At 73.6% G+C, this 20,429-nt stretch carries 21 protein-coding genes; 17 read left to right on the top strand and 4 right to left on the bottom strand.

The features are described from left to right. Positions 1-55 precede the first annotated feature (55 nt). The 10 genes from hydA to truA all read left to right on the top strand — a co-directional run bounded on the left by hydA (position 56) and on the right by truA (position 7,616). Complete coding sequence (gene hydA, locus ABD324_RS34575; protein ID WP_344427184.1) at positions 56-1,438, top strand: dihydropyrimidinase; 1,383 nt, start codon at positions 56-58, stop codon at positions 1,436-1,438. A gap of 17 nt (positions 1,439-1,455) precedes the next feature. Next, positions 1,456-2,715 (top strand): M20 family metallo-hydrolase, encoded by a 1,260-nt coding sequence (locus tag ABD324_RS34570; protein WP_344427181.1) that lies wholly within the window; start codon positions 1,456-1,458, stop codon positions 2,713-2,715. 223 nt (positions 2,716-2,938) lie between these two features. Further along, positions 2,939-3,160 carry a translation initiation factor IF-1 gene (infA, locus tag ABD324_RS34565; RefSeq protein WP_010228514.1) on the top strand — a complete coding sequence of 74 codons (222 nt, stop codon included), beginning with the start codon at positions 2,939-2,941 and terminating at the stop codon, positions 3,158-3,160. Between the two features lie 25 nt (positions 3,161-3,185). Further along, on the top strand, positions 3,186-3,299 hold the full coding sequence (rpmJ, locus tag ABD324_RS34560; RefSeq protein ID WP_015883600.1) for a 50S ribosomal protein L36: 114 nt from the start codon (positions 3,186-3,188) through the stop codon (positions 3,297-3,299). Positions 3,300-3,460: 161 nt separating this feature from the next. Next, positions 3,461-3,841 (top strand): 30S ribosomal protein S13, encoded by a 381-nt coding sequence (gene rpsM, locus ABD324_RS34555; protein ID WP_344427167.1) that lies wholly within the window; start codon positions 3,461-3,463, stop codon positions 3,839-3,841. Next, a complete protein-coding gene (gene rpsK, locus ABD324_RS34550; RefSeq protein WP_344427165.1) occupies positions 3,841-4,248 on the top strand; it encodes a 30S ribosomal protein S11 in 408 nt (135 codons plus the stop codon). The genes rpsM and rpsK overlap by 1 nt, the downstream gene beginning before the upstream one ends. 19 nt (positions 4,249-4,267) lie before the next feature. Then, on the top strand, positions 4,268-4,873 hold the full coding sequence (gene rpsD, locus ABD324_RS34545) for a 30S ribosomal protein S4 (RefSeq protein WP_344427163.1): 606 nt from the start codon (positions 4,268-4,270) through the stop codon (positions 4,871-4,873). Between the two features lie 106 nt (positions 4,874-4,979). Beyond that, the gene (locus ABD324_RS34540; RefSeq protein WP_344427160.1) at positions 4,980-6,029 is read left to right on the top strand and encodes a DNA-directed RNA polymerase subunit alpha; all 1,050 of its coding nucleotides are present in this window, start codon (positions 4,980-4,982) and stop codon (positions 6,027-6,029) included. A 2-nt stretch (positions 6,030-6,031) separates the two neighbouring features. Next, entirely contained in the window at positions 6,032-6,775 is a 744-nt protein-coding gene (rplQ, locus tag ABD324_RS34535; protein ID WP_486362878.1) for a 50S ribosomal protein L17, sunset domain variant, read from the top strand. A 10-nt stretch (positions 6,776-6,785) separates the two neighbouring features. Further along, positions 6,786-7,616, top strand: a complete 831-nt coding sequence (gene truA, locus ABD324_RS34530; RefSeq protein ID WP_344427157.1) for a tRNA pseudouridine(38-40) synthase TruA — start codon at positions 6,786-6,788, stop codon at positions 7,614-7,616. Between the two features lie 122 nt (positions 7,617-7,738). Here truA and ABD324_RS34525 read toward each other — a convergent pair whose 3' ends face one another. Then, complete coding sequence (locus ABD324_RS34525; protein ID WP_344427154.1) at positions 7,739-9,547, bottom strand: hypothetical protein; 1,809 nt, start codon at positions 9,545-9,547, stop codon at positions 7,739-7,741. 79 nt (positions 9,548-9,626) lie between these two features. Between ABD324_RS34525 and ABD324_RS34520 the strand changes: the two genes are divergently transcribed. The 5 genes from ABD324_RS34520 (at position 9,627) to eccB (ending at position 14,076) form a co-directional block, all read left to right on the top strand. After that, on the top strand, positions 9,627-10,313 hold the full coding sequence (locus ABD324_RS34520) for a PadR family transcriptional regulator (protein ID WP_344427151.1): 687 nt from the start codon (positions 9,627-9,629) through the stop codon (positions 10,311-10,313). 142 nt (positions 10,314-10,455) lie between these two features. Continuing rightward, entirely contained in the window at positions 10,456-11,412 is a 957-nt protein-coding gene (locus tag ABD324_RS34515) for an ATP-binding cassette domain-containing protein (RefSeq protein ID WP_344427148.1), read from the top strand. Further along, a complete protein-coding gene (locus tag ABD324_RS34510; protein WP_344427145.1) occupies positions 11,409-12,188 on the top strand; it encodes an ABC transporter permease in 780 nt (259 codons plus the stop codon). Before ABD324_RS34515 ends, ABD324_RS34510 begins: the two co-directional genes overlap by 4 nt. A 30-nt stretch (positions 12,189-12,218) precedes the next feature. After that, positions 12,219-12,665, top strand: a complete 447-nt coding sequence (locus tag ABD324_RS34505) for a nucleoside deaminase (protein ID WP_344427142.1) — start codon at positions 12,219-12,221, stop codon at positions 12,663-12,665. Positions 12,666-12,714: 49 nt separating this feature from the next. Next, the gene (eccB, locus tag ABD324_RS34500) at positions 12,715-14,076 is read left to right on the top strand and encodes a type VII secretion protein EccB (protein ID WP_344427139.1); all 1,362 of its coding nucleotides are present in this window, start codon (positions 12,715-12,717) and stop codon (positions 14,074-14,076) included. A 186-nt stretch (positions 14,077-14,262) separates the two neighbouring features. Here the strand turns inward: eccB and mycP are convergent, their stop codons facing one another. Both mycP and eccD read right to left on the bottom strand, forming a co-directional pair. Then, entirely contained in the window at positions 14,263-15,567 is a 1,305-nt protein-coding gene (mycP, locus tag ABD324_RS34495) for a type VII secretion-associated serine protease mycosin (protein WP_344427136.1), read from the bottom strand. Further along, entirely contained in the window at positions 15,564-16,958 is a 1,395-nt protein-coding gene (eccD, locus tag ABD324_RS34490; protein WP_344427134.1) for a type VII secretion integral membrane protein EccD, read from the bottom strand. The genes mycP and eccD overlap by 4 nt, the downstream gene beginning before the upstream one ends. Positions 16,959-17,083: 125 nt before the next feature. On the opposite strand from eccD, the gene ABD324_RS34485 reads away from it, so the two are divergent. Continuing rightward, on the top strand, positions 17,084-18,454 hold the full coding sequence (locus ABD324_RS34485) for a hypothetical protein (protein ID WP_344427132.1): 1,371 nt from the start codon (positions 17,084-17,086) through the stop codon (positions 18,452-18,454). A gap of 25 nt (positions 18,455-18,479) precedes the next feature. Beyond that, complete coding sequence (locus tag ABD324_RS34480) at positions 18,480-19,898, top strand: recombinase family protein (RefSeq protein WP_344427129.1); 1,419 nt, start codon at positions 18,480-18,482, stop codon at positions 19,896-19,898. On the opposite strand, the gene ABD324_RS34475 is transcribed toward ABD324_RS34480, so the two are convergent. Next, the gene (locus tag ABD324_RS34475; protein ID WP_344427126.1) at positions 19,895-20,428 is read right to left on the bottom strand and encodes a hypothetical protein; all 534 of its coding nucleotides are present in this window, start codon (positions 20,426-20,428) and stop codon (positions 19,895-19,897) included. The two genes, ABD324_RS34480 and ABD324_RS34475, sit on opposite strands and share 4 nt — an antisense overlap. Position 20,429 lies beyond the last annotated feature (1 nt).

The following is a 20,429-nucleotide window of genomic DNA, read 5'->3' as shown; positions in this document are numbered from 1 at the left end:
CTGCTTTGGTATGCCAATCGATTGGCATACCGCCGGAACCACGTGGGGGAGCGCGATGACGACGAAGCTGCTGCTGAGCGGGGGGCGCGTGGTCAACGCCTCCGGGAGCACCGACGCCGACGTCCTGGTGCTGGACGGGCGGATCGAGGCCGTCGGGCGGTTCGACCCGGCGGCGCTGGGCGAGGTCGAGCGGGTCGACGTGAGCGGGAAGCTGCTGCTGCCCGGCGGCGTCGACGTCCACACCCATCTCGACTCGCCGATGATGGGCACCGTCACCTCGGACGACTTCGCGAGCGGCACCCGGGCCGCGGCCTGCGGGGGCACGACGACCCTGGTGGACTTCGCCATGCAGACCCCCGGCAGCACGCTGCAGGACTCCCTGGCCGCCCACCACGCCAAGGCCGCCGGCAAGGCCGTCGTCGACTACGGCTTCCACATGTGCGTGACCGACCTGTACGACGGCGCGACGAAGGAGTTCCCGGAGATCATCGGCTCCGGGGTCTCCAGCTTCAAGGTGTTCATGGCCTACCGCGGCACGATCATGCTGCACGACGGCGACATGTTCGAGGTGCTCCGCACGTCGGCGGCGCACGGCGGGCAGGTCTGCGTCCACGCGGAGAACGGGGACGTGATCGACCGGCTCGCCGCCGACCTCGTCACCGCCGGCCGGACCGGGCCGGGTTCGCACGAGATCGCGCGGCCGCCCGCCACCGAGGTGGAGGCCGTGCACCGGGCCATCCGGATCGCGCGGATGGCGGACGCCCCGCTCTACTTCGTCCACCTCTCCACCGAGGGGGCGGTCGAGGCCGTCGCGGACGCCCGGTCGAGGGACTGGGCCGTGGCGGGGGAGACGTGCACCCACTACCTCACCCTCGACCGCTCGCTCTACGACGCGCCGGGGTTCGAGGCCGCCAAGGTCGTCCTCACGCCGCCCCTGCGCGAGCAGCACCACCGCGAGGCGCTGTGGCGTGGCCTGCGGGCGGGCTCGCTCGGCGTGGTGAGCTCCGACCACTGCCCGTTCTGCCTGGAGGAGAAGCGCCGCCTGGGCGAGCACGACTTCCGGGCCATCCCCAACGGCGGCCCGGGCGTGGAGCACCGGTTCATCGTCCTGTACGCGCAGGGGGTGCGGGAGGGCCGGCTGTCGCTGGAGAAGTTCGTCGACCTCGTCGCCACGGCGCCCGCCCGGCAGTTCGGCCTGGCCGGCAAGGGCGCCATCGTCCCCGGGGCGGACGCCGACATCGTCGTGCTGGACCCGGACGGCACCACCACGATCTCGGCGGCCACCCAGAACCAGCGCATGGACTACACCCCCTACGAGGGCTGGGAGCTGCCCGGGGTGATCGAGGCCGTCTACTCGCGGGGCGATCTCGTCGCCCGCGCCGGCCGCTACGTCGGGGCCGAGGGCCGGGGCCGCTTCCTCGCCCGCCGGACCGCGTAGCGCTGCCGGACGAGGGGATGGGTGAGCGAATGGTGGAGCTGAACCCCGTCGCGGAACGCCTCGAGGAGGACCTGACGGCCCTCTCGGCGCTGCACGACCCGTCGAGCGGTGGCTGGACGCGGACCGTGTTCTCCGAACCGTACGGACACGCCCGGGAGTGGGTGCGATCCCGGATGGCCGACGCCGGGCTGCAGGTGCACTCGGACGCCGCCGGCAACGTGGTCGGTGTGCTGCCCGGCCGCGACCCGGCCGCCCCCGCACTGATGACGGGCTCGCACACCGACACGGTGGAGTCGGGCGGCCGGTTCGACGGCATCGTCGGCGTGCTCGGGTCGATCGAGGCCGTCCGGTTGCTGCGGGAGAACGACGTCCGGCTCGAGCGGGACCTGATCGTGGTGGACTTCCTCGGCGAGGAGTCCAACGACTTCGGGCTGAGCTGCCTGGGCAGCCGGGCGCTGGCCGGCGAGCTGACCCCCGGGCATCTCGAGCGGGTCGACGGCGAGGGGGTGTCGCTCGCCGAGCGATACTCCCGCTTCGGGATCGACCCGTCGGAGGTCCTCGGCGCGGGCTCGGCGTGGGGTCCGCGCAGGCTCCACCGCTACCTCGAGCTGCACATCGAGCAGGGCCCGGTGCTGGAGGAACGCGGCACGTCGGTCGGGGTCGTCACCGGCATCGCCGGGATCAGCCGGCTCGTCGCCGGCTTCGTCGGTCGGGCCGACCACGCGGGGACCGCGCCGATGACCACGCGCCAGGACGCCCTGGTGGCGGCGGCCCGAGGGGTACTCGCCGTGCGCCACGTGGCGTGCGGGGCGCCGGTGCACGGCGTGGGGACGACATCGCGCCTGGACTCGGAGCCGGGCTCGCCGAACGTCGTCCCCGGCCGGGTCCGCATGCAGGCGGAGCTGCGCAGCGTCGAGCCGGGATGGCTCTCCGACGCCGAGCGGCGGCTCTCCCGGCAGATCACCGAGGAGGCAGGCGAGCTCGGTGTCGAGGTCGACCTGGAGTGGTCGACCGACAACGACGTCGTGCCGACCCACGCCGACGTCCGGCAGGCGATCACGACCACCGCGGACGGCCTCGGCATCGACTGGGAGGCGATCCCGAGCGGGGCGACCCACGACGCCGCGCACCTGGCCCGGCTCTGCCCGATGGGGATGATCTTCGTGCCGTCCCGGGCCGGGCGCAGCCATTGCCCGGAGGAGTGGACGGACACGAGCGCCATCGCGACGGGTGTGCGGCTGCACGCCGCGACCCTGGTCGCGCTGGACCGCGAGTAGGACGGCGGGCACCGGCGACGTCCGGGGCCCGCCGAGCAGGGGCCCCGCGGGGCGCCCGGGGCCGCGCGCGTACACTCGACAGTCGGCGCGCCGTGTGGCGCCGGTTCCGGTCGTGTGCTGTGCAGGTTGGCGGGGCACTCCTTGGTTCCGCCACGCCCCGGTCTGTGCGCCTGCAGTACAGCACTACCCCACTGAAGAAAACCTGTCACGGATCGCGGAGGACATGGCCAAGAAGGACGGGGCGATCGAGGTCGAGGGCCGGGTCGTCGAACCCCTGCCGAACGCGATGTTCCGCGTGGAGCTGGAGAACGGGCACCGGGTCCTCGCGCACATCAGCGGGAAGATGCGGCAGCACTACATCCGGATCCTCCCCGAGGACCGGGTGGTCGTGGAGCTCTCTCCGTACGACCTCTCCCGCGGCCGCATCGTCTACCGCTACAAGTGATGGCTCGACAGAAGGATCGACAGACGTGAAGGTCAAGCCGAGCGTCAAGCCGATCTGCGACAAGTGCAAGGTGATCCGCCGTCACGGCCGGGTCATGGTGATCTGCGAGAACCTGCGCCACAAGCAGCGTCAGGGCTGATCACCCGCTCTTCGCGGAGAAGCACAGCTCAACAGAGGCACCCGACGAACCTGCCGCAGCACACGCGCTGCGGTGACACCTCCGGAACCGGGCCGGAGCCCTGCCTAGTCAGTGGGGACGGTCGTCGGGAGTACCCGGCCGAATGAGGAGACACCAGCCGCATGGCACGACTCTCAGGTGTCGATCTTCCCCGCGACAAGCGGATGGAGATCGCACTCACCTACATCTTCGGGATCGGGCGCTCGCGCTCCCTCGAGATCCTGGACGCCACGGGTATCAGCAAGGACCTGCGCTCGAAGGACCTGACCGACGAGCAGCTCGCCTCCCTGCGCGAGTACATCGAGGGCAACCTCCGCGTCGAGGGTGACCTCCGCCGCGAGATCCAGGCCGACATCCGTCGCAAGATCGAGATCGGCTGCTACCAGGGCATCCGGCACCGTCGTGGGCTTCCGGTCCGCGGCCAGCGCACCAAGACCAACGCGCGCGGCCGCAAGGGCCCGAAGAAGACCGTGGCCGGTAAGAAGAAGGCAGGTAAGAAGTAATGCCGCCCCGCACCCGCTCCGCGGCCGGACCCAAGAAGGTCCGCCGCAAGGAGAAGAAGAACGTCGCGCACGGCCACGCGCACATCAAGAGCACCTTCAACAACACCATCGTGTCCATCACGGACCCCAACGGTGCGGTGATCGCGTGGGCCTCCGCCGGCCACGTCGGTTTCAAGGGCTCGCGCAAGTCGACGCCGTTCGCGGCGCAGATGGCCGCCGAGAGCGCCGCCCGCAAGGCGGCGGAGCACGGCATGAAGAAGGTCGACGTCTTCGTGAAGGGCCCGGGCTCGGGCCGCGAGACGGCGATCCGTTCGCTGCAGGCCGCCGGCCTCGAGGTCGGCACCATCTCCGACGTCACCCCCCAGCCGCACAACGGATGCCGCCCGCCCAAGCGGCGCCGGGTCTAGGGAAAGGGAGTAACAACTCATGGCTCGTTACACCGGACCCATCACCCGCAAGTCCCGCCGGCTCAAGGTCGACCTCGTCGGCGGCGACCAGGCGTTCGAGCGTCGTCCGTATCCGCCCGGCCAGCACGGCCGGATCCGGATCAAGGAGACCGAGTACCTCCTGCAGATGCAGGAGAAGCAGAAGGCCCGTTTCGCGTACGGCGTGCTGGAGAAGCAGTTCCGCTCGTACTACGAGGAGGCCAACCGTCGTTCCGGCAAGACCGGCGACGAGCTGCTCCGCATCCTCGAGTCGCGCCTGGACAACGTCGTGTACCGCGCGGGCCTCGCCCGCACCCGGCGCATGGCCCGCCAGCTGGTGAACCACGGTCACTTCCTGGTCAACGGCCAGAAGGTGGACATCCCCAGCTTCCGCGTCTCGCAGTACGACATCATCGACGTCCGGCCGAAGAGCATGGCCATGGATCCGTTCGTGATCGCCAAGGAGCTCGTCGGCGACCGTCCGATCCCGGCCTGGCTCCAGGTCGTCCCGTCGAACCTGCGGATCCTCGTGCACCAGCTCCCGGAGCGGGCGCAGATCGACACGCAGGTCACCGAGCAGCTGATCGTCGAGCTCTACTCGAAGTAAGGCTGTTCACCCCTCGCCAGAGGGTCCCCCCGCCCTGTAGTGGGGCGGGGGGCTCACTGCGGCATCAAATAATGGTTGCCGCGGCACTCGAAGAAGGAGTCACACAGTGCTGATCTCTCAGCGCCCCGCCCTGACCGAGGACTCGGTCACCGAGACCCGGTCGCGGTTCGTCATCGAGCCGCTCGAGCCCGGCTTCGGCTACACGCTCGGCAACTCGCTCCGCCGCACGCTGCTGTCGTCCATCCCGGGCGCGGCCGTGACCAGCATCCGCATCGACGGCGTGCTCCACGAGTTCACCACCGTTCCGGGGGTGAAGGAGGACGTCACCGACATCATCCTGAACCTCAAGGAGCTGGTGGTCTCCTCCGAGGAGGACGAGCCGGTCACGATGTACCTGCGCAAGCAGGGCCCCGGTGCGGTCACCGCGGGGGACATCGTCCCGCCCGCCGGCGTCACCGTGCACAACCCGGACCTGCACATCGCCACGCTCAACGACAAGGGCCGCCTCGAGGTGGAGCTCGTCGTGGAGCGGGGTCGTGGCTACGTCCCGGCCATGCAGAACAAGGCCACCGGCGCCGAGATCGGCCGCATCCCGGTCGACTCGATCTACTCGCCGGTCCTCAAGGTGACCTACAAGGTCGAGGCCACCCGTGTCGAGCAGCGCACGGACTTCGACAAGCTCGTGCTCGACGTCGAGACCAAGCCCTCCATCGGCCCGCGCGACGCGCTCGCCTCGGCGGGCAAGACCCTCGTCGAGCTGTTCGGCCTCGCCCGCGAGCTGAACGTCGACGCCGAGGGCATCGAGATCGGTCCGTCGCCCCAGGAGGCGGACACCATCGCCGCCTTCGCGATGCCGATCGAGGAGCTCGACCTCACGGTCCGCTCGTACAACTGCCTCAAGCGCGAGGGCATCCACACCGTGGGTGAGCTCGTCGGGCGCAGCGAGGCGGACCTGCTGGACATCCGCAACTTCGGTGCGAAGTCGATCGACGAGGTCAAGATGAAGCTCGTCGGCCTCGGTCTCGCCCTCAAGGACAGCCCGCCCGGGTTCGACCCGTCGCTGGCGGCCTCGGACTACGGCACCGAGGGCGGCGGCTACGACGCCGACCCGTTCGGTGACGACGGCCAGGACTACGCAGAAACGGAGCAGTTGTAGCCATGCCTCAGCCCACCAAGGGTGCCCGCCTCGGCGGGTCGCCCGCTCACCAGCGGCTGATCCTGGCCAACCTGGCCACGGCTCTGTTCCAGCACGGCCGGATCACCACCACCGAGGCCAAGGCCCGCCGCCTGCGCCCGTACGCCGAGCGGCTGATCACCAAGGCGAAGCAGGGCGACCTGCACAACCGCCGGCAGATCATGAAGGTCATCCGCGACAAGTCGGTCGTGCACCGCCTCGTCGAGGAGATCGGCCCGTTCTTCGCGGACCGCAACGGCGGCTACACCCGGATCACCAAGACCATGCCGCGCAAGGGCGACAACGCCCCGATGGCCGTGATCGAGCTGGTCCAGCAGAAGACCGTGACGGACGAGGCCAACCGCGCCCGTCGCGCCGCGGCGTCGCAGGCGACCGCCACCCCGGCCGAGGTGACCGAGGAGAAGACCGAGGCCGCCCAGGCGGAGTCGATCGAGGCCGCGGAGACCCTGCAGGCCGCGGAGGTCGAGGAGTCGGCGTCGACGAACGAGGCCCCCTACGGCGAGGGCAGCCACGCCCCGCTGGAGGACCCGGCCGAGGCCCCCGAGGGCTTCGACATCAAGGGCAACGCGGACTCGATGCTGTACCACGTCCCCGGATCGTCGCACTACGACCGCACGGTGGCCGAGGTCTGGTTCGCCACCCCGGAGGCCGCCGAGGCCGCCGGGTTCTCGCTGCCGAAGTCGCAGCAGGAGAAGGCAGATTCCTGATCCTTCGCCCGTGACCGAGCCCGCCACCGATTCCGGTGGCGGGCTCGCTCGCTTTCGTGCGGACGTCGCGTACGACGGCACCGACTTCTCGGGCTGGGCGATCCAGCCGGAGCTGCGGACCGTGCAGGGCGTGCTCACCGAGGCCCTGTCCCGCATCGTCCGGTCGCCCGTCTCGCTGACGGTGGCCGGCCGGACGGACGCCGGGGTGCACGCCACCGGGCAGGTCGTGCACGTCGACCTCGCCGCCGACCTCGACCCGGCGTGGCTGGTCCGGCGCCTGGCGCGGCTGCTGCCGCCCGACGTCCGCGTGCGGGCCGTGCGGCCGGTCCCCCCGGAGTTCGACGCCCGGTTCGCGGCGTTGCGCCGTCACTACGAGTACCGGGTGGCGACGGCGCCGTGGGGCGCGGATCCGCTGCGGGCACGGGACACGGTGTCCTGGCCGCACCCGGTGGATCTCGCCGCGGTCAACGCCGCCTCCGCCCTGCTGGTGGGGGAGCACGACTTCGCCGCCTTCTGCAAGCACCGCGAGGGGGCGACGACCGTCCGCGGCCTCGAGCGCTTCGACTGGGTCGCGTCCGACGGGGTCCTGACGGCGTTCGTCTCGGCGGACGCCTTCTGCCACAGCATGGTCCGCAGCCTGGTCGGTGCGATGCTCGACGTCGGCCGGGGCCGCCGGGCGGTGGACTGGCCCGCCTCCCTGCTCGCCCGAACGTCGCGTGAGTCCGGCGTCGCGGTCGCGCCCGCCCACGGCCTCACCCTGGTCGCTGTCGACTACCCGCCGGACTCCGAGCTGGCCGCCCGCACCGCGGTCACCCGCAACGTCCGCGCTGCCCAGGGATGAGCGAACGGCACTCTCGCTCAGTAGGTATGAGCGAGCGGCCCGTTCGCCCGGCGGCACGCGGATGAGCGAGCGGCACCTTCGCTCACTAGGTATGAGCGAGAGCGCCGTTCGCTCAAGGGACGTCAGCGGCCGCGGAGCTCTCGCACGTTGACCACGAGCAGGACGAGGGCGGCGAGGGCCAGGCCGCCGGCGAGGACGAACTTCCAGCCGGAGAGCAGGGCGATCACCAGGCCCGTCACCGCCAGGACGGTGAGGGCCAGGCCCGCCAGGCTCGCGGCGAACTCGACCGACCGCCGTCTCGCCACGGACTCGACCACCGCGAAGGCCACGAGGCCCACGGCGAACCAGATCAGCGTGCCCGCGTGGGGCCAGTAGAGCAGCGCGCCGAGGCCCGCGATCAGCAACGGGATCGACAGCGCGGCCCAGACCCGCAGGAAGCGGGAGCGGGCGTCGGCGTGGACGACGTAGGGCAGGTGCGGGCGGCGCAGGTGGGTGTCCGGCGGGCCCGGTGGACGGTCGCCCGCGAGCCGGTCGGCCTGGACGTCGATCTCCTCGGTGAGCCGCACCCGTTCGGCCACCATGCCCGCGAGCTCCGCCTCGCGGCGTTCCAGCTCCGCCACCCGGCCCGCATAGCCGGCGGCGGCGTCGGAGCGCTCCGCGTGGTAGCGGATCTCGGCGTGCAGTCCGCGCACCCCGATGCGCTCGGCCTCGATCTCGCTCTCCAGCTCGTCCACCCGGCCCTGGAGCATCTTCATCCGCTCCTCGAGGACCTCGGCCTCCTCCTCGGGGGTGGCCGGGACCTTGTCGAGGCCGGCCCAGCCGAGCGGGTCCGCCCAGGAGCGGCGGACGTTGCCGTCGCGCTCGTACCGGGGCCCGGCGGGGGCGCGCTCGCCGCCGAAGGAGTCGCGGGTGTCGAGGCCCCAGAGGCCGCGGTAGTCCCGGATCCAGCGGGTCTCGTCGTCGACGACCACGGGATGCCACGCGGCGCCGCCCTCGCCGAGCACCACGCCGTCGCCCCGGGCGTAGTCGATGAAGGGGATGTCGAAGCCGCCGGTCCCGGGCTCGGGGGCGAAGGGCATGAGGAAGCGGCGCACGCGCTGGATCGCCCGCAGCACCGCGCGCACGGGCGGTAGCCCGACGTTGACGACGTAGTCGCCCGCGATGAAGGCGTGGCTGTGCGAGCCGGCGCCGGGGTAGAGGACGGGATGCTCGCCGCAGCGGTCGAGCAGCGGATCGTCCCAGCGGCGACGCAGGTCGTCGCCGGTGTGGTCGTGCGACGAGCCGGCGACCCACGCGGGCCGCAGGTCGCCGGAGCCGTCCGGCACCAGGTAGACGGCCACGGTCTCCCAGTCCGCCTCGTGGTCGTTGACGCCGTGGAAGGTCGAGCGCCAGTCGTTGAAGGCGTAGAAGTACCAGTACTGCAGCACCGTGTAGCCCGCCGTGCGCACGATCCGGCCGTAGTAGGTCGAGCCGGTGAGCTCACGGACGTTGCGGTGGGCGGCCGCCACGAGCCCGTTGGGCACCTTGCCGCGCACGAGCAGCGAGAGCCGCAGCACGACGTCGATCAGCCGGGCGATCACGCCGACCGCCGCGAACCGGCCGATCCCGCCGAGCCTCGGCCGCTCGGTCCGCCGCCAGCGGCGGACCTCCTTGGCGCGCAACGACTTCTGGACGAACCGCAGGTGCAGCCGGCGCTCGCGGTAGCGGCGCCCGGCCTCGCCCAGCCCTTCCAGGGTGAGCTCGCCCGCGGTGACCAGCGGGACGTCCCCGGGCTCCTCCCACAGCGAGCAGCGCGCCACGAAGTCCTCCACCGCGACGGGCAGGAACAGCTCGCCGGCGGTGTAGCGGAGCACGGGCTCGTACTGGCGGAGCAGGTCCCTGTCCGTGGGGGCAGCGGGGTCCGCGGGGGGAACGGGGTCCGCGGGAGGCACGGGATCAGGGTAGCCGTTGACGTCCGGTACTCGTCACTGAATACTCTGATTCGAGTAATCGAGGTCGAGGAGTGATGAGATGGCCCGCCGCCGGGTGAGCAACCCGCTCGCGCTCGCCGTGCTGTCGTGTCTCAACGAGCGGCCGATGCATCCCTACGAGGTCTCCTCCACGCTGCGCTTCCGCGGCAAGGAGGACAGCATCAGGATCAACTATGGCTCGCTGTACTCGGTCGTGGAGTCGCTGCAGAAGCACGGGCTGATCCGGGCGCGGGAGACCACGCGCGAGGGCCGGCGCCCGGAGCGGACCGTCTACGAGATCACGGACGCGGGCGTCGCCGAGTTCGAGGACTGGCTCGCCGAGCTGCTGTCCACGCCGGTGCGCGAGTTCACCTCGCTCGAGGCGGGGTTGTCGCTGATGCCGGGCCTCCCGCCCGAGGACGTGGCGAAGCTGCTGGCCAAGCGGGCCGACCGGCTCCGCGCGGAGCTCCGCACGCTCGACACGACCCTCGCCGAGGCCACCGCGGTGGGGGTGACCGATCTCTTCCTGGTGGAGGGGACCTTCCGGCGCACCATGCTGAGCGCCGAGCTGGAGTACGTCGGCTCGCTGGCGGAGGGCATCCGGACCGGGTCCTTCGCCGGGGTCAAGGTCTGGCACCGCATGCACGAGCTGCGCGGCGCCGGCGTGGGCCTCGAGGAGATCCTCGCCGATCCGGTGGGACATCTCGGGGAGGAGGGGCGGATCCTGCTGCAGTTCCCGCCCGGCTGACGCCGGCGGACGAGAAGACACCGCCGTCCGGTGCGCCAACACCGGACGGCGGCACACCCGAGTCGGACGCGAGGCCCGTCTGAGAGGCGCACTCGTCACGATAGGTGCCCGCAGCCGACTCCCGCACCCTTCGGGAGCACCCATGTCCACCGCCATGGCACCACCGGACGCCGCGCTCGCGGCCGTCGACCTGGTCAAGACCTACCGCGGCGGGGTCCGCGCGCTCGACGGGCTCTCCGTCAGCGCGGCTCCGGGCACGATCGTCGCGCTGCTCGGCCGCAACGGCGCCGGGAAGTCGACCACCGTCAAGATCCTCGCCACGCTCGCGCGGCCCGACTCCGGCGCCGCGTTCGTGGCCGGGGTCGACGTGGTGCGCGACCCGGACGCCGTCCGCCGCGCGATCGGGCTCGTGTCGCAGAAGGCGTCGAGCGACCCGATGGCGACCGGCCGGGAGAACCTCGAGCTGGCCGCCCGGATCCAGGGCCTGTCCCGGCGCGACGCGCGGGCGCGCGCCGGGGACCTGCTCGACCGCTTCGACCTCGCCGACGCCGGCGACCGGCGGGCGAGCACCTACAGCGGCGGCATGGGTCGTCGCCTCGACGTCGCGATCGGGCTCGTGCACCGGCCGCGCGTGCTGTTCCTCGACGAGCCCACCACCGGCCTCGACCCGCAGGTGCGCGCGGCGATGTGGGCCGAGATCGCGCGGCTCGCCACCGACGAGCAGGTCACGGTCCTGCTCACCACCCACTACCTCGACGAGGCCGACCGGCTCGCGGACCGGGTCGCGATCGTCGACGCCGGGCGGATCGTCGTCGAGGGCACGCCGGACGAGCTGAAGAGCTCGCTGCGGGGGGACACCGTGGCGCTGGACGTGGAGGCCCCGTCGAGGGCGCTGGCGGCGCTCGAGCGGGTGCCGGGGCTGCGCGACACCGTCGCGGACGGCAGGCGGATCCGCGCCCGGATCGACGGCGAGCGGACCGTCCCGTCGCTGCTCACCGCGCTGGACCGGGCCGGGGTCGCGGCGTTGTCGATCACGGTCGCGCGGCCGTCGCTCGACGACGTCTACCTGGCGCACGTCGGGCGGGAGATCGCGGCATGAGCGTCCTCACCGCCACCCGGCACTCCGGATTCCTCACCGGCCGCTCGGTCCGCGCGCTGCTGCGCCAGCCGGCGTTCGCGATCATGACGCTCGTCCAGCCGGTGATCTGGCTGCTGCTGTTCGGGCAGCTCTTCCGGTCCGTCGTGGACATCCCCGGGTTCGCCGTGGGCGGCACGTACCTGGAGTTCCTCACCCCGGGCGTCATCATCATGACCGCGCTGTTCTCCAGCGGATGGGCCGGGACCGTCTACATCGCGGACATGGAGCGCGGGGTGATGGACCGGCTGCTCGCCTCGCCGGTCAGCCGCGCCGCCATGATCGTCGGGACGATGGCCTACCAGGCCCTGACGACGGTGGTGCAGACGCTCGTCGTGTTCGCCATCGCGCTCGCGGCGGGGGCCCGGTTCGCCCCGGTGGGCGTGCTGGTCACGCTGGTGGCGGCCTGCCTGATCTCGGTGGTCGTCGCCGCGCTGTCGAACGCGCTGGCGCTGCTGCTGCGCCAGCAGGAGGCGCTGATCGGGATCTCGCAGTTCATCGTGCTGCCGCTGCAGTTCGTGTCGTCCGCGCTGATGGACACGCGGCTCTCGCCGGGCTGGGTGCAGGTGGTGGCGCGGTACAACCCGGTGGACTGGGCGGTGGTCGCCTCGCGGCAGTCGCTCGCGGCGGTACCGGAGTGGGGTGCGGTCCTGCCGCGGCTCGGCTGGCTGCTCCTGCTCGCCGTGGTGATGTGCGGGCTGGCCACGCGGGCGTTCCGCAGCTACCAGCGCTCTCTCTAGGGGGTGTCGGACGCCCCCTAGGCTGCGGGCATGGATCCCGCTGCCGCCCTGGAGATCGCGATCGAGGAGGCCCGGGCCGGGCTCGCGTCGGGAGGGATCCCGATCGGGGCCGCGCTCGTCGGCCCGGCCGGCGAGGTCCTCGGGCGCGGCCACAACCGCCGGGTGCAGGATGACGATCCCTCCGTCCACGGGGAGACGGCGGCCTTCCGGAACGCGGGGCGGCAGCGGGACTACCGGAACACGACCATGGTCACGACGCTCTCGCCGTGCTGGTACTGCAGCGGCCTGATCAGGCAGTTCGGCATCGGCGCGGTGGTGATCGGGGAGAGCCGCACCTTCACCGGCGGGCACTCGTGGCTCGAGGAGCACGGCGTGCGCGTGACCCTGCTCGACGACGAGCGGTGCGTGCGGCTGATGGAGGACTTCATCGCCGCGCGGCCCGAGCTGTGGAACGAGGACATCGGCGTCGCGGAGTAGTTCTCCCGTTTCGCCACGGGAGGCGGGGCCGGCTGGTTAGCGTCCGGGAGTGGTCCCGCCCCCCGCTCCCGGTCACCCGGCCTCGGTCGCCGGTTCCCGGCCCGCCGAGGAGATGCCGCCGCCCGCGACCCGGGACCAGGCCGACGCCCATCGCTACGGGATGCGGCGGCTCGAGGCCGCGCTGGTCAGGGCCGATCCGGTCCCGCTGCACGAGCAGCTGCGCGCGCAGCGGCGGGCGGCCGTCGTGGGGGTGCTGCTGGCGCTGCTCGGGCTGGCCGGGGCGGGGGTGCTGGCGAAGCTCGCCCCGGCGCCGGAGTGGACGGGCCAGACCGTGGTGGTGGCCGGGGGCTCCGGGGCGGTCTACGCCGTGATCCACGGCCCGGACCGGCTCGTCCCGGTGCCGGACCTGCTCGCCGCCCGGCTGGTGCTCGCGGCGCTCGGATCGCCCGCTCCCGCGGCCGAACCGGTGCTCGTGCCGGACGAGGATCTCGGCGAGGCCCCCCGCACGGGCGCGGTCGACCTCCCGGCCACGCCCGGGGTGCGGCTCGGCGGACCCGCGATCCCGGCGCGGTGGGCGGTCTGCGACGGCCCGGTGGTGCTGGCGGGCACCCTCGCGCCCGTCGCCCCCGTGGGTGCCCTGCGGGTGCGGGCGCCCGGCGGGGAGGAGTACGCGGTGCTCGACGGTGTCCGGCACGCCGTCGATCCCGGTGACGGCGCCGTCGTCGGCGCGCTCGGCCTGGCCGGGGTACCGGTGCGTCCGGTCGGGGCGGAGGTGCTGTCGGCCGTGCCCGAGGGCCCGCCGCTGCGGTCCCCGCGTCTCCCGGGCGGGAGTGCGGCGCCCGGCACGCCGGGCCGGGTCGGCGACGTCCTGGCGACGACCGGCGTGGACGGATCCCGCCACTACCTCGCCGTGGTCCCCGACGGGGTCCAGGAGGTGCCCGCGACCCTGGCCGACGTCCTGCGCGCGCAGGGCGGGGCGGGGCCGCGGGAGGTGCCGCCGTCGGCAGTGGCGGACGTGCCCCGGGTGACGACGCTCGCCGCCACGGGCTGGCCCGCCGCCGCCCCGAGATGGGAGGCGCCGACCGGGATCGCCTGTGCCACCTGGGTGGACGGGCGGGCGGGGCTGGCCGTGCTCCCCGCCCTGCCCCTCACCGGCGCTGTCCCGGTCGCGGGAGGTCGGGTCCGGGCGGTGGTCGGTGCGGGCGGCGCGGTGCGGTCGGTGTCGCCGACCGGGGGCGGGACGGTGTGGCTGATCTCCTCCGCCGGTACGGCCCACGGGGTGGCGGACGCACCGACCGCCTCGGCCCTGGGTCTGCCCGGGGCCCTCCCGGACGCCCCCGAGGCGATGCTCCGCCTGCTCCCGACGGGCCCGGCCCTGGACCTGGGGGAGGTCCGCCGAGCCGTGGGCTGACGGCCCGCCCGCCGGTCCACCGTCCAGGCGCCCGCCCGAGCCCGCCGAGCCGCCCGCGGGCCGGCTGCCCTCCGCGGGTCGGCTGCCCTCCGCGGGTCGGCACTGTCGGTCGTCCGAAACGCACGTCCCGGTCGTGCGAACCGGCCTGCCACCGATGTCCGGTGCGCGGCCGCCCGGGTCGGATGCTCAGGGGCGGAGGCGGCGGCCGACCGTGGGGAGGGCGGCGAGCAACGCCACGACGACGGCCAGGGCCGCCGGGAGGAGCCAGCCCGGGAGGGGCGCGGTGGCCGGGGTACCGGCCGTGATCCGTGCGGGCCGCGGTTCCTGGGCCGCTCGGGGGGCGAGCGCGGTGAGCGCCGCCAGCGGGTCGACGATGCCGGCGCCCACAGCGTCCGTCCACCCGCCCGGGGCGCGGCGGGCCGTCGCGACCAGGCGATCGGCGACCTCGGCGGCGCTCAGGCCCGGGAACCGTTGCCGGACAAGGGCGGCGGTGCCCGCCACGATCGGCACCGCCATGCTCGTGCCCTGGAGGTCGGGTCCGGTCAGGCCTCGGCCGGGCGCGAGGGAGCGCAGCCCGGTGCCGGGGGCGGCGAGATCGACCCAGGGGCCGCGGACCGTGAACGGGGCGGGGGTGTCGGTGGGGGTGACCGCGCCGACCGCCAGCACGCCGTCGGCGAGCGCGGCACGATCGGCTCCGCTCCGTGTGCCGGCGCCGGCTCCGGGAAGGGAGGCCTGGGCGGGCTGCGTCCGCGGAGCGGCCCCGGGGGTTCGCGGCTGCCCTGCCGGACCGCCGACGGTACCGGCGAGCACGCCCGGGGCGTCGGCTCCCGCTCCCGCGGGGAGGGGGACCTGGCCTGCGTCGCCCGTACAACCGCCCGAGCCGACGTTGCCTGCCGCGGCCACCACCAGCACGTCCGCCGCGGCAGCCCGCTGCAGTGCCTCGCGCAGGGGCCGGCCCACGGGTGCGGCGCGGTCGGCGTCCAGACAGACGGCCTCGCTGATCGTCACCACGGAGGCCCGGAGTGCCACCGCGTGGTCCACGGCCCGGGCGAGGGTCGCGGTGTCGCCTGCCGGCCGGGTCCCGCCGCCGGGCGCCGGCACCGTGAACGAGGGGCTGGCCTGCCGGATCGCCACGATCTCGACCCCTGGTGCGAGTCCGGCGAACCCGTCGTCGCCCGGTGTCGCGGCGAGCAGGCCCGCCACGGCGGTGCCGTGGCCGTCGCAGTCGTCGAGGCCGTCGCCGCCGGTCAGGTAGTCCCCGCCGCCGGTCAGGTGGGCCAGGCGGGGGTTCGGCGCGACCCCGGTGTCGATCACCGCGACGCGTACGCCGGTGCCGTCGGCGAGCGCGTGGACGGCGTCGAGCGGCAGCGTGCCCTCGGGTCCGGTGGCCGCACCGCCCGGCCCGACGCAGGCCGTCACCTGCCTGAGCCCGTCGGTCGCCGGCGGAGCCACGGCGAGGAGCAGGGCGAGGACCGCCGCGGGGAGCGTCACGAGCCGCGGACCAGCGCGAACAGGTCCAGCGCGGCGACGGCGAGCGGGACGGCGAGGGCGGTCAGGGCGAGCTCGGCCAGGTCGACGGCACGGCGGGCGACCGGCGTGAGGGTCCGGTCGGAGAGGCGCGCGGCGAGGGCGACGACCAGGAACGCGCCGCAGACGAGCAGCAGCCGCGGCGCCGGCGCGGGGGCCGCGGCGGCGATCGCCCCGATCCCCGTGGCGAGCGCCGCCACCTGCAAGGACCGGGCCGGCAGCGGCTCCGCGAACGAGCGCGCTCGCAGCACCAGGACCACGGTGAGCACCGCCGCCAGGGTCGCCCCCCACGGCGCGGGCCCGGTCGCGGCCAGCACGGCGCCACCCGCCGCCACGGTCGCCGTACCGAGCACCAGGCCGGCGAGGTGCCCGCGGGCGAGACCGGCCGGTTCCCACCCGGGCGCAAGCGGTGGCGTCGGCTCCGACGGCCCGGGCACGCCGGCCATCCGGAGCGCGAGGCGCGGCAGGAGCGGGCCCGCCAGGATCGCGGCGGCAGCGCAGCCGGCCCCGATCCGGGCCGGCGACGTGCCCGTGAGCAGCAGGGACACGGTCCCGACCGCTGTTGTCACGCTGACGAGAAGTAGGCCGAGGAGGGCGGGGGCGACCACCCGGAGGACCGCCTGCGCGATCGCCGCCGCGAGGGCGGCGAACAGGGCCGCGCCGAGCGCCGCGGCACCCGGACCGGCGCCGACGGGTGCAAGGAGCCAGCCCGCCGCGGCGGCCGGGGGGAGGGCGGCGAGCGCGGCCGCGGTGGAGCGGATCCGCGGCGATCGTGCGCCCGGTGCACCGGACGTCGATCCGGCGGGTGCGGCGCCGGGCGGCCCGCCGTGGAGAGCACGAGAGCTGCTGTGCGCCACCAGGATCGCCGCGGCAGCCGCGCCGATCCCCGCGACGACGGCCCCGGCCGTCACCATCAGGGAGACACCGCGGAGGCCGGCGAGCAGCACCGACAGCGCGGTGACCGCCAGCGCGACCGCGACGGCGAGGGCGCCGTCGTCGGGGCGGCGGACCCGGCGGGCGACCTCGGCGGCCAGGGCGTCCGGCACGTCGGCGAACTGCGGCGGCGGCGGCGCGGGCGCGGCGCGGCCGAGGCGGAGCAGCTCGCCGTCGAGCACGCCGAGGTCGGCGAGCGTGCGGCCCGCTGGCAACGGTGCCCCGGCCGCGCCCGCCAGCCGCCAGGGCACGGGAACGGCGCGGGAGCCCGGTTCGCCCACCAGCTCCAGGACCAGCGGCGTGAGCTCGGCGACCGGCAGGTCGGCGGGCAGGGCCACGTCGACCCGCGAACGCGGCGCCAGCACCGTCACCCGCCGGAAGGCGTCCGGCCCGGCAGCACCGACCCCGTCACCACCGCTCACCCGGATCCTCCGTCCACGAGTTTCCCGAAACTGCCCCACGGCGGCCGGTCGTGTTGCGAGTATCGGTCGCGACCCCACCGCCGTGGGGCGGTTTCGGAGAAGTCGCGCGGAATCGGAGGTCCACTGTGGGCGGTGCGACGGTCGGGGTGCGCCGGCGCCGCCGCCGGGTGCCGGCGGTGCCCCACGGCGAGATCCACGTCGAGGCGCCGCCGGAGCCGGACCGGCCGGTGCCGGCGAACCTGCTCACCCGCGCGATGCCGGTCGCGATGCTCCTCGGCTCGCTCGGGATGATCGGCGTGATGGGCGTGCACCAGCCCGCGTCCTGGGTGTTCGGGGGGATGTTCGCGCTGTCGTCCGTCGGGATGCTGATGGGCGGTGGCTCCGGCCGCGGTGTCGAGCGGACCACGACCGTCGACGAGGACCGGCGGGACTACCTGCGCTACCTCGCCACCCTGCGCACGCGGGCCCGCCGCGTCGCCGCCGCCCAGCGCGAGGCGCTCGAGACGGTCCATCCGCCGCCGGACGCGTGGCCGGAGGTGCTCGCGGCAGGCCGGTTGTGGGAGCGTGACCCGGCCGACGAGGACTTCGCCTGCGTCCGGGTGGGGCTCGGCACGCACCGGCTGGCGGCGCGCCTCGTGCCGCCCCGCACCGGCCCGGCCGACGGCGTCGAACCCGTGACGGCGCAGGCGCTGCGCCGCTTCCTCGGCCGCCACTCCGTGGTGTCGGACCTGCCCGTGGCGGTCGACCTGCGGGCGTCCTCGGCCGTGTGGCTCGACGGTCCGGACGAGCGGGCGCGGGGCGTAGCCCGGGCGGTCGTCGCGAGCTTCGCCCTGTGGCACGGGCCGGGGGACGCGCGGATCGCGGTGCTCGGCGACGTCGCGCGCTGGGACTGGGTGAAGTGGTTGCCGCACAACGCCCACGCCGTCGAGCGCGACGCGCTCGGGCCGGTGCGGATGCTCACCACGGACCGGGACGACGTGCGCCGCTGGTGGAGTGCCGATCCCGGGCCGCGGCACCTGCTCGTCGTGGTCGACGGACCGGTCGACGGCCCCGGTGCGTGGGCGGCGGCGGAGGGGGTGACGGTGCTTCGCGTCGGTGCCCCGGCCGGGCGCCGGGAGACGCCGTCGGTGGTGCGGCTGCGGCTGCGGCTCGGCGAGCCCGGCCCGGTCGGCCGTCCGGACGTGCTCGCCGAGGCCGAGGCGCTCGCCCTGGCCCGCCGGCTCGCGCGCTACCGGCCCGCCGGTGGTGAGGCGGACCCGTCGGCGCGGGTCGTTGCGGCACAAAGACTTCCCGAGCTGCTCGGGCTGCGGGGGAGCGGGCCGGGGGACGTGGAGGCCCTGCGCCGGGGCCGTCGCTCGCCGGCCGAGCGGATGCGCGTCCCGCTCGGTGTCGACGGCGAGGGCCGGCCGATCCTGTTGGACCTCAAGGAGTCCGCGCGCGGCGGCAGCGGCCCGCATGGGCTGTGCGTCGGGGCGACGGGCTCCGGCAACCCGTAACCCACACTATGGCACACTTAGGGCCATGCCACGCAAGGCCATCGTTTACGCCCGCATCAGCCGCGACCGCACCGGCGGTGGCCTCGGCGTAGACCGTCAACTAGCGGACTGCCGCGAGCTGGCCGCACGACTCGACTGGCAAATTGCGGCCGAGCGCACCGACAATGATCTCTCCGCGTACTCCGGGAAGCCTCGACCCGGATACCGCCAGCTCCTCGCCGATCTTGAACGAGGCTTGGCCACCGGAGTACTTGTCTGGCATACGGATCGTCTACATAGAAGCCCGGCCGAGCTGGAGCAGTACATCGCCATCTGCGACCCGCTCGGCGTCGTCACCCACACCGTGCAGGCCGGCGTGCTCGACCTTGCCACCCCCAGCGGGCGCATGGTCGCCAGGCAGCTCGGCGCCGTCGCACGCTTCGAGTCCGAGCACAAGGCTGAGCGTGTACGCCGCGCTCGAATCCAGATGGCCGAGGAAGGCAAGTGGGGCGGAGGCACCCGTCCCTTCGGCTATCAGGCCGGAGGAGTTGAGCTCGTCCCCGATGAGGCCGCTGCGATCGTGCGCGCCACTGAGACGATCCTTTCGGGGGGAAGCCTCCGCAGCGTCGTCATTGCCCTCAATGAAGGTGGGTTCATCACGACCAAGGGCAAGCTGCCGTGGACGCCAGGTGCGGCCCGCGACATGCTGACGCGGCCGCGCAACGCGGGCTTGGTATCCCACCGCGGCAAGATCGTCGGCCCCGGACAGTGGCCGGCGTTAGTGCCGGAGGAGCAGTGGAGAACGGTGGTGCAGATCTTGAAGAACCCGGCTCGACGGACCTCACCCGGCAACTACGCCCGATGGCTCGGAAGTGGTCTTTACAGGTGCGGGATCGAGGGCTGCGGCGGACCGTTGACCGTTGGGACCTCCGGCCAGAAGCGTCACCCTTCGTACATGTGTCGAAAGCGGGAAGCGGGCGCCAGCCGTCACGTTTCCCGCGTGGCTACGACTCTCGACGCGTACGTCAGCGCCGTGATCGTCGAGCGGCTCAAGCAGGACGACGCTCGGGACCTGATCCGCAGTCTCGACGTTGAGGCCGATACCACCGAACTGCACGCGGAGGCGGACCGAATCCGCCGTCGCCTCGAACAGGTCGGACAGGAGTTTGCCGAGGACGACGAGATGGACGTGGTCTCGTTCCGCTCGGCAACTAAGCGCCTGCGTGAGCGGCTCACCGGGCTAGAGAACGAGCTCGCTGTCGCTGGTCACCGCAACCCGCTCGTCGGCGTCGCAGACGCAGTCGATGTGCAGTCCGCCTGGGATGAGCTGGACGACCTCGCACGGAAGCGAGCGATCCTCGACGCGCTCATGACGGTCACCGTGCAACCCGCGCCGCGCGGACGTCGCCCGGATGGCAGCTATTTTGATCCCAAGTACGTGCTGATCGACTGGAAGGTCGACTAGCCCGCTGCTTTGCCCGCGCCCTCGGAGGGGTTCAGGTAGCCCTTTTCTCGGCAGAGTGCGATCCAGCGCCCCGTCTTAGACCGGCTCAGCTTCATGGTCTGCTCTACGACCTTAACCGGCGGGTCCCCCACCGCCAGCGCGTAGCGGTAGAGGTACGCGACCGTCCGCAGCGTCTGGTCGGTCGGCCCCTGCGCGACCAGCTCCGCGACCTCGGCCTCCGAGAGATTGGGGCTCACGGTCTCATAACCACCTGCCCGGCCTTCGACCTCCTGCAGGTTGTTGGCGCCGACCGCACGTACCAGCGCTCCCACGGGTATGTGACGGATCCCGTCGAGAGTTACTGGCGGCCCGCCGGCCCGTTGGTCGACGACCAGTCTGGACGCGACTAGCCGGCCTTCCTGAGGCGCGACGTGCACCGTCACGTCGTATCCCGCCACGTCCTTGAACGCTTCTGCCAGAGGCTGGCCAATGACCAGCCCCGGACCAACGGGGACGACCTGGGAGCTGGTCCCCAGCTGTTGCTCTGCCACG

The sequence above is a fragment of the Pseudonocardia ailaonensis genome (assembly GCF_039531635.1).
GTDB classification, from domain to species: Bacteria; Actinomycetota; Actinomycetes; order Mycobacteriales; family Pseudonocardiaceae; genus Pseudonocardia; species Pseudonocardia ailaonensis.
The sequence above is the reverse complement of the archived record's forward strand: the minus strand, read 5'-3'. Positions and strand labels throughout refer to the sequence as shown.

What these genes read in the sequence shown, in the direction of transcription:
- hydA (WP_344427184.1), top strand. Translation starts at nt 56, where the DNA reads ATGACGACGAAGCTGCTGCTGAGCGGGGGGCGCGTGGTCAACGCCTCC.
- ABD324_RS34570 (WP_344427181.1), top strand. Translation starts at nt 1,456, where the DNA reads ATGGGTGAGCGAATGGTGGAGCTGAACCCCGTCGCGGAACGCCTCGAG.
- infA (WP_010228514.1), top strand. Translation starts at nt 2,939, where the DNA reads ATGGCCAAGAAGGACGGGGCGATCGAGGTCGAGGGCCGGGTCGTCGAA.
- rpsM (WP_344427167.1), top strand. Translation starts at nt 3,461, where the DNA reads ATGGCACGACTCTCAGGTGTCGATCTTCCCCGCGACAAGCGGATGGAG.
- rpsK (WP_344427165.1), top strand. Translation starts at nt 3,841, where the DNA reads ATGCCGCCCCGCACCCGCTCCGCGGCCGGACCCAAGAAGGTCCGCCGC.
- rpsD (WP_344427163.1), top strand. Translation starts at nt 4,268, where the DNA reads ATGGCTCGTTACACCGGACCCATCACCCGCAAGTCCCGCCGGCTCAAG.
- rplQ (WP_486362878.1), top strand. Translation starts at nt 6,032, where the DNA reads ATGCCTCAGCCCACCAAGGGTGCCCGCCTCGGCGGGTCGCCCGCTCAC.
- ABD324_RS34520 (WP_344427151.1), top strand. Translation starts at nt 9,627, where the DNA reads ATGGCCCGCCGCCGGGTGAGCAACCCGCTCGCGCTCGCCGTGCTGTCG.
- ABD324_RS34515 (WP_344427148.1), top strand. Translation starts at nt 10,456, where the DNA reads ATGTCCACCGCCATGGCACCACCGGACGCCGCGCTCGCGGCCGTCGAC.
- ABD324_RS34510 (WP_344427145.1), top strand. Translation starts at nt 11,409, where the DNA reads ATGAGCGTCCTCACCGCCACCCGGCACTCCGGATTCCTCACCGGCCGC.
- ABD324_RS34505 (WP_344427142.1), top strand. Translation starts at nt 12,219, where the DNA reads ATGGATCCCGCTGCCGCCCTGGAGATCGCGATCGAGGAGGCCCGGGCC.
- ABD324_RS34480 (WP_344427129.1), top strand. Translation starts at nt 18,480, where the DNA reads ATGCCACGCAAGGCCATCGTTTACGCCCGCATCAGCCGCGACCGCACC.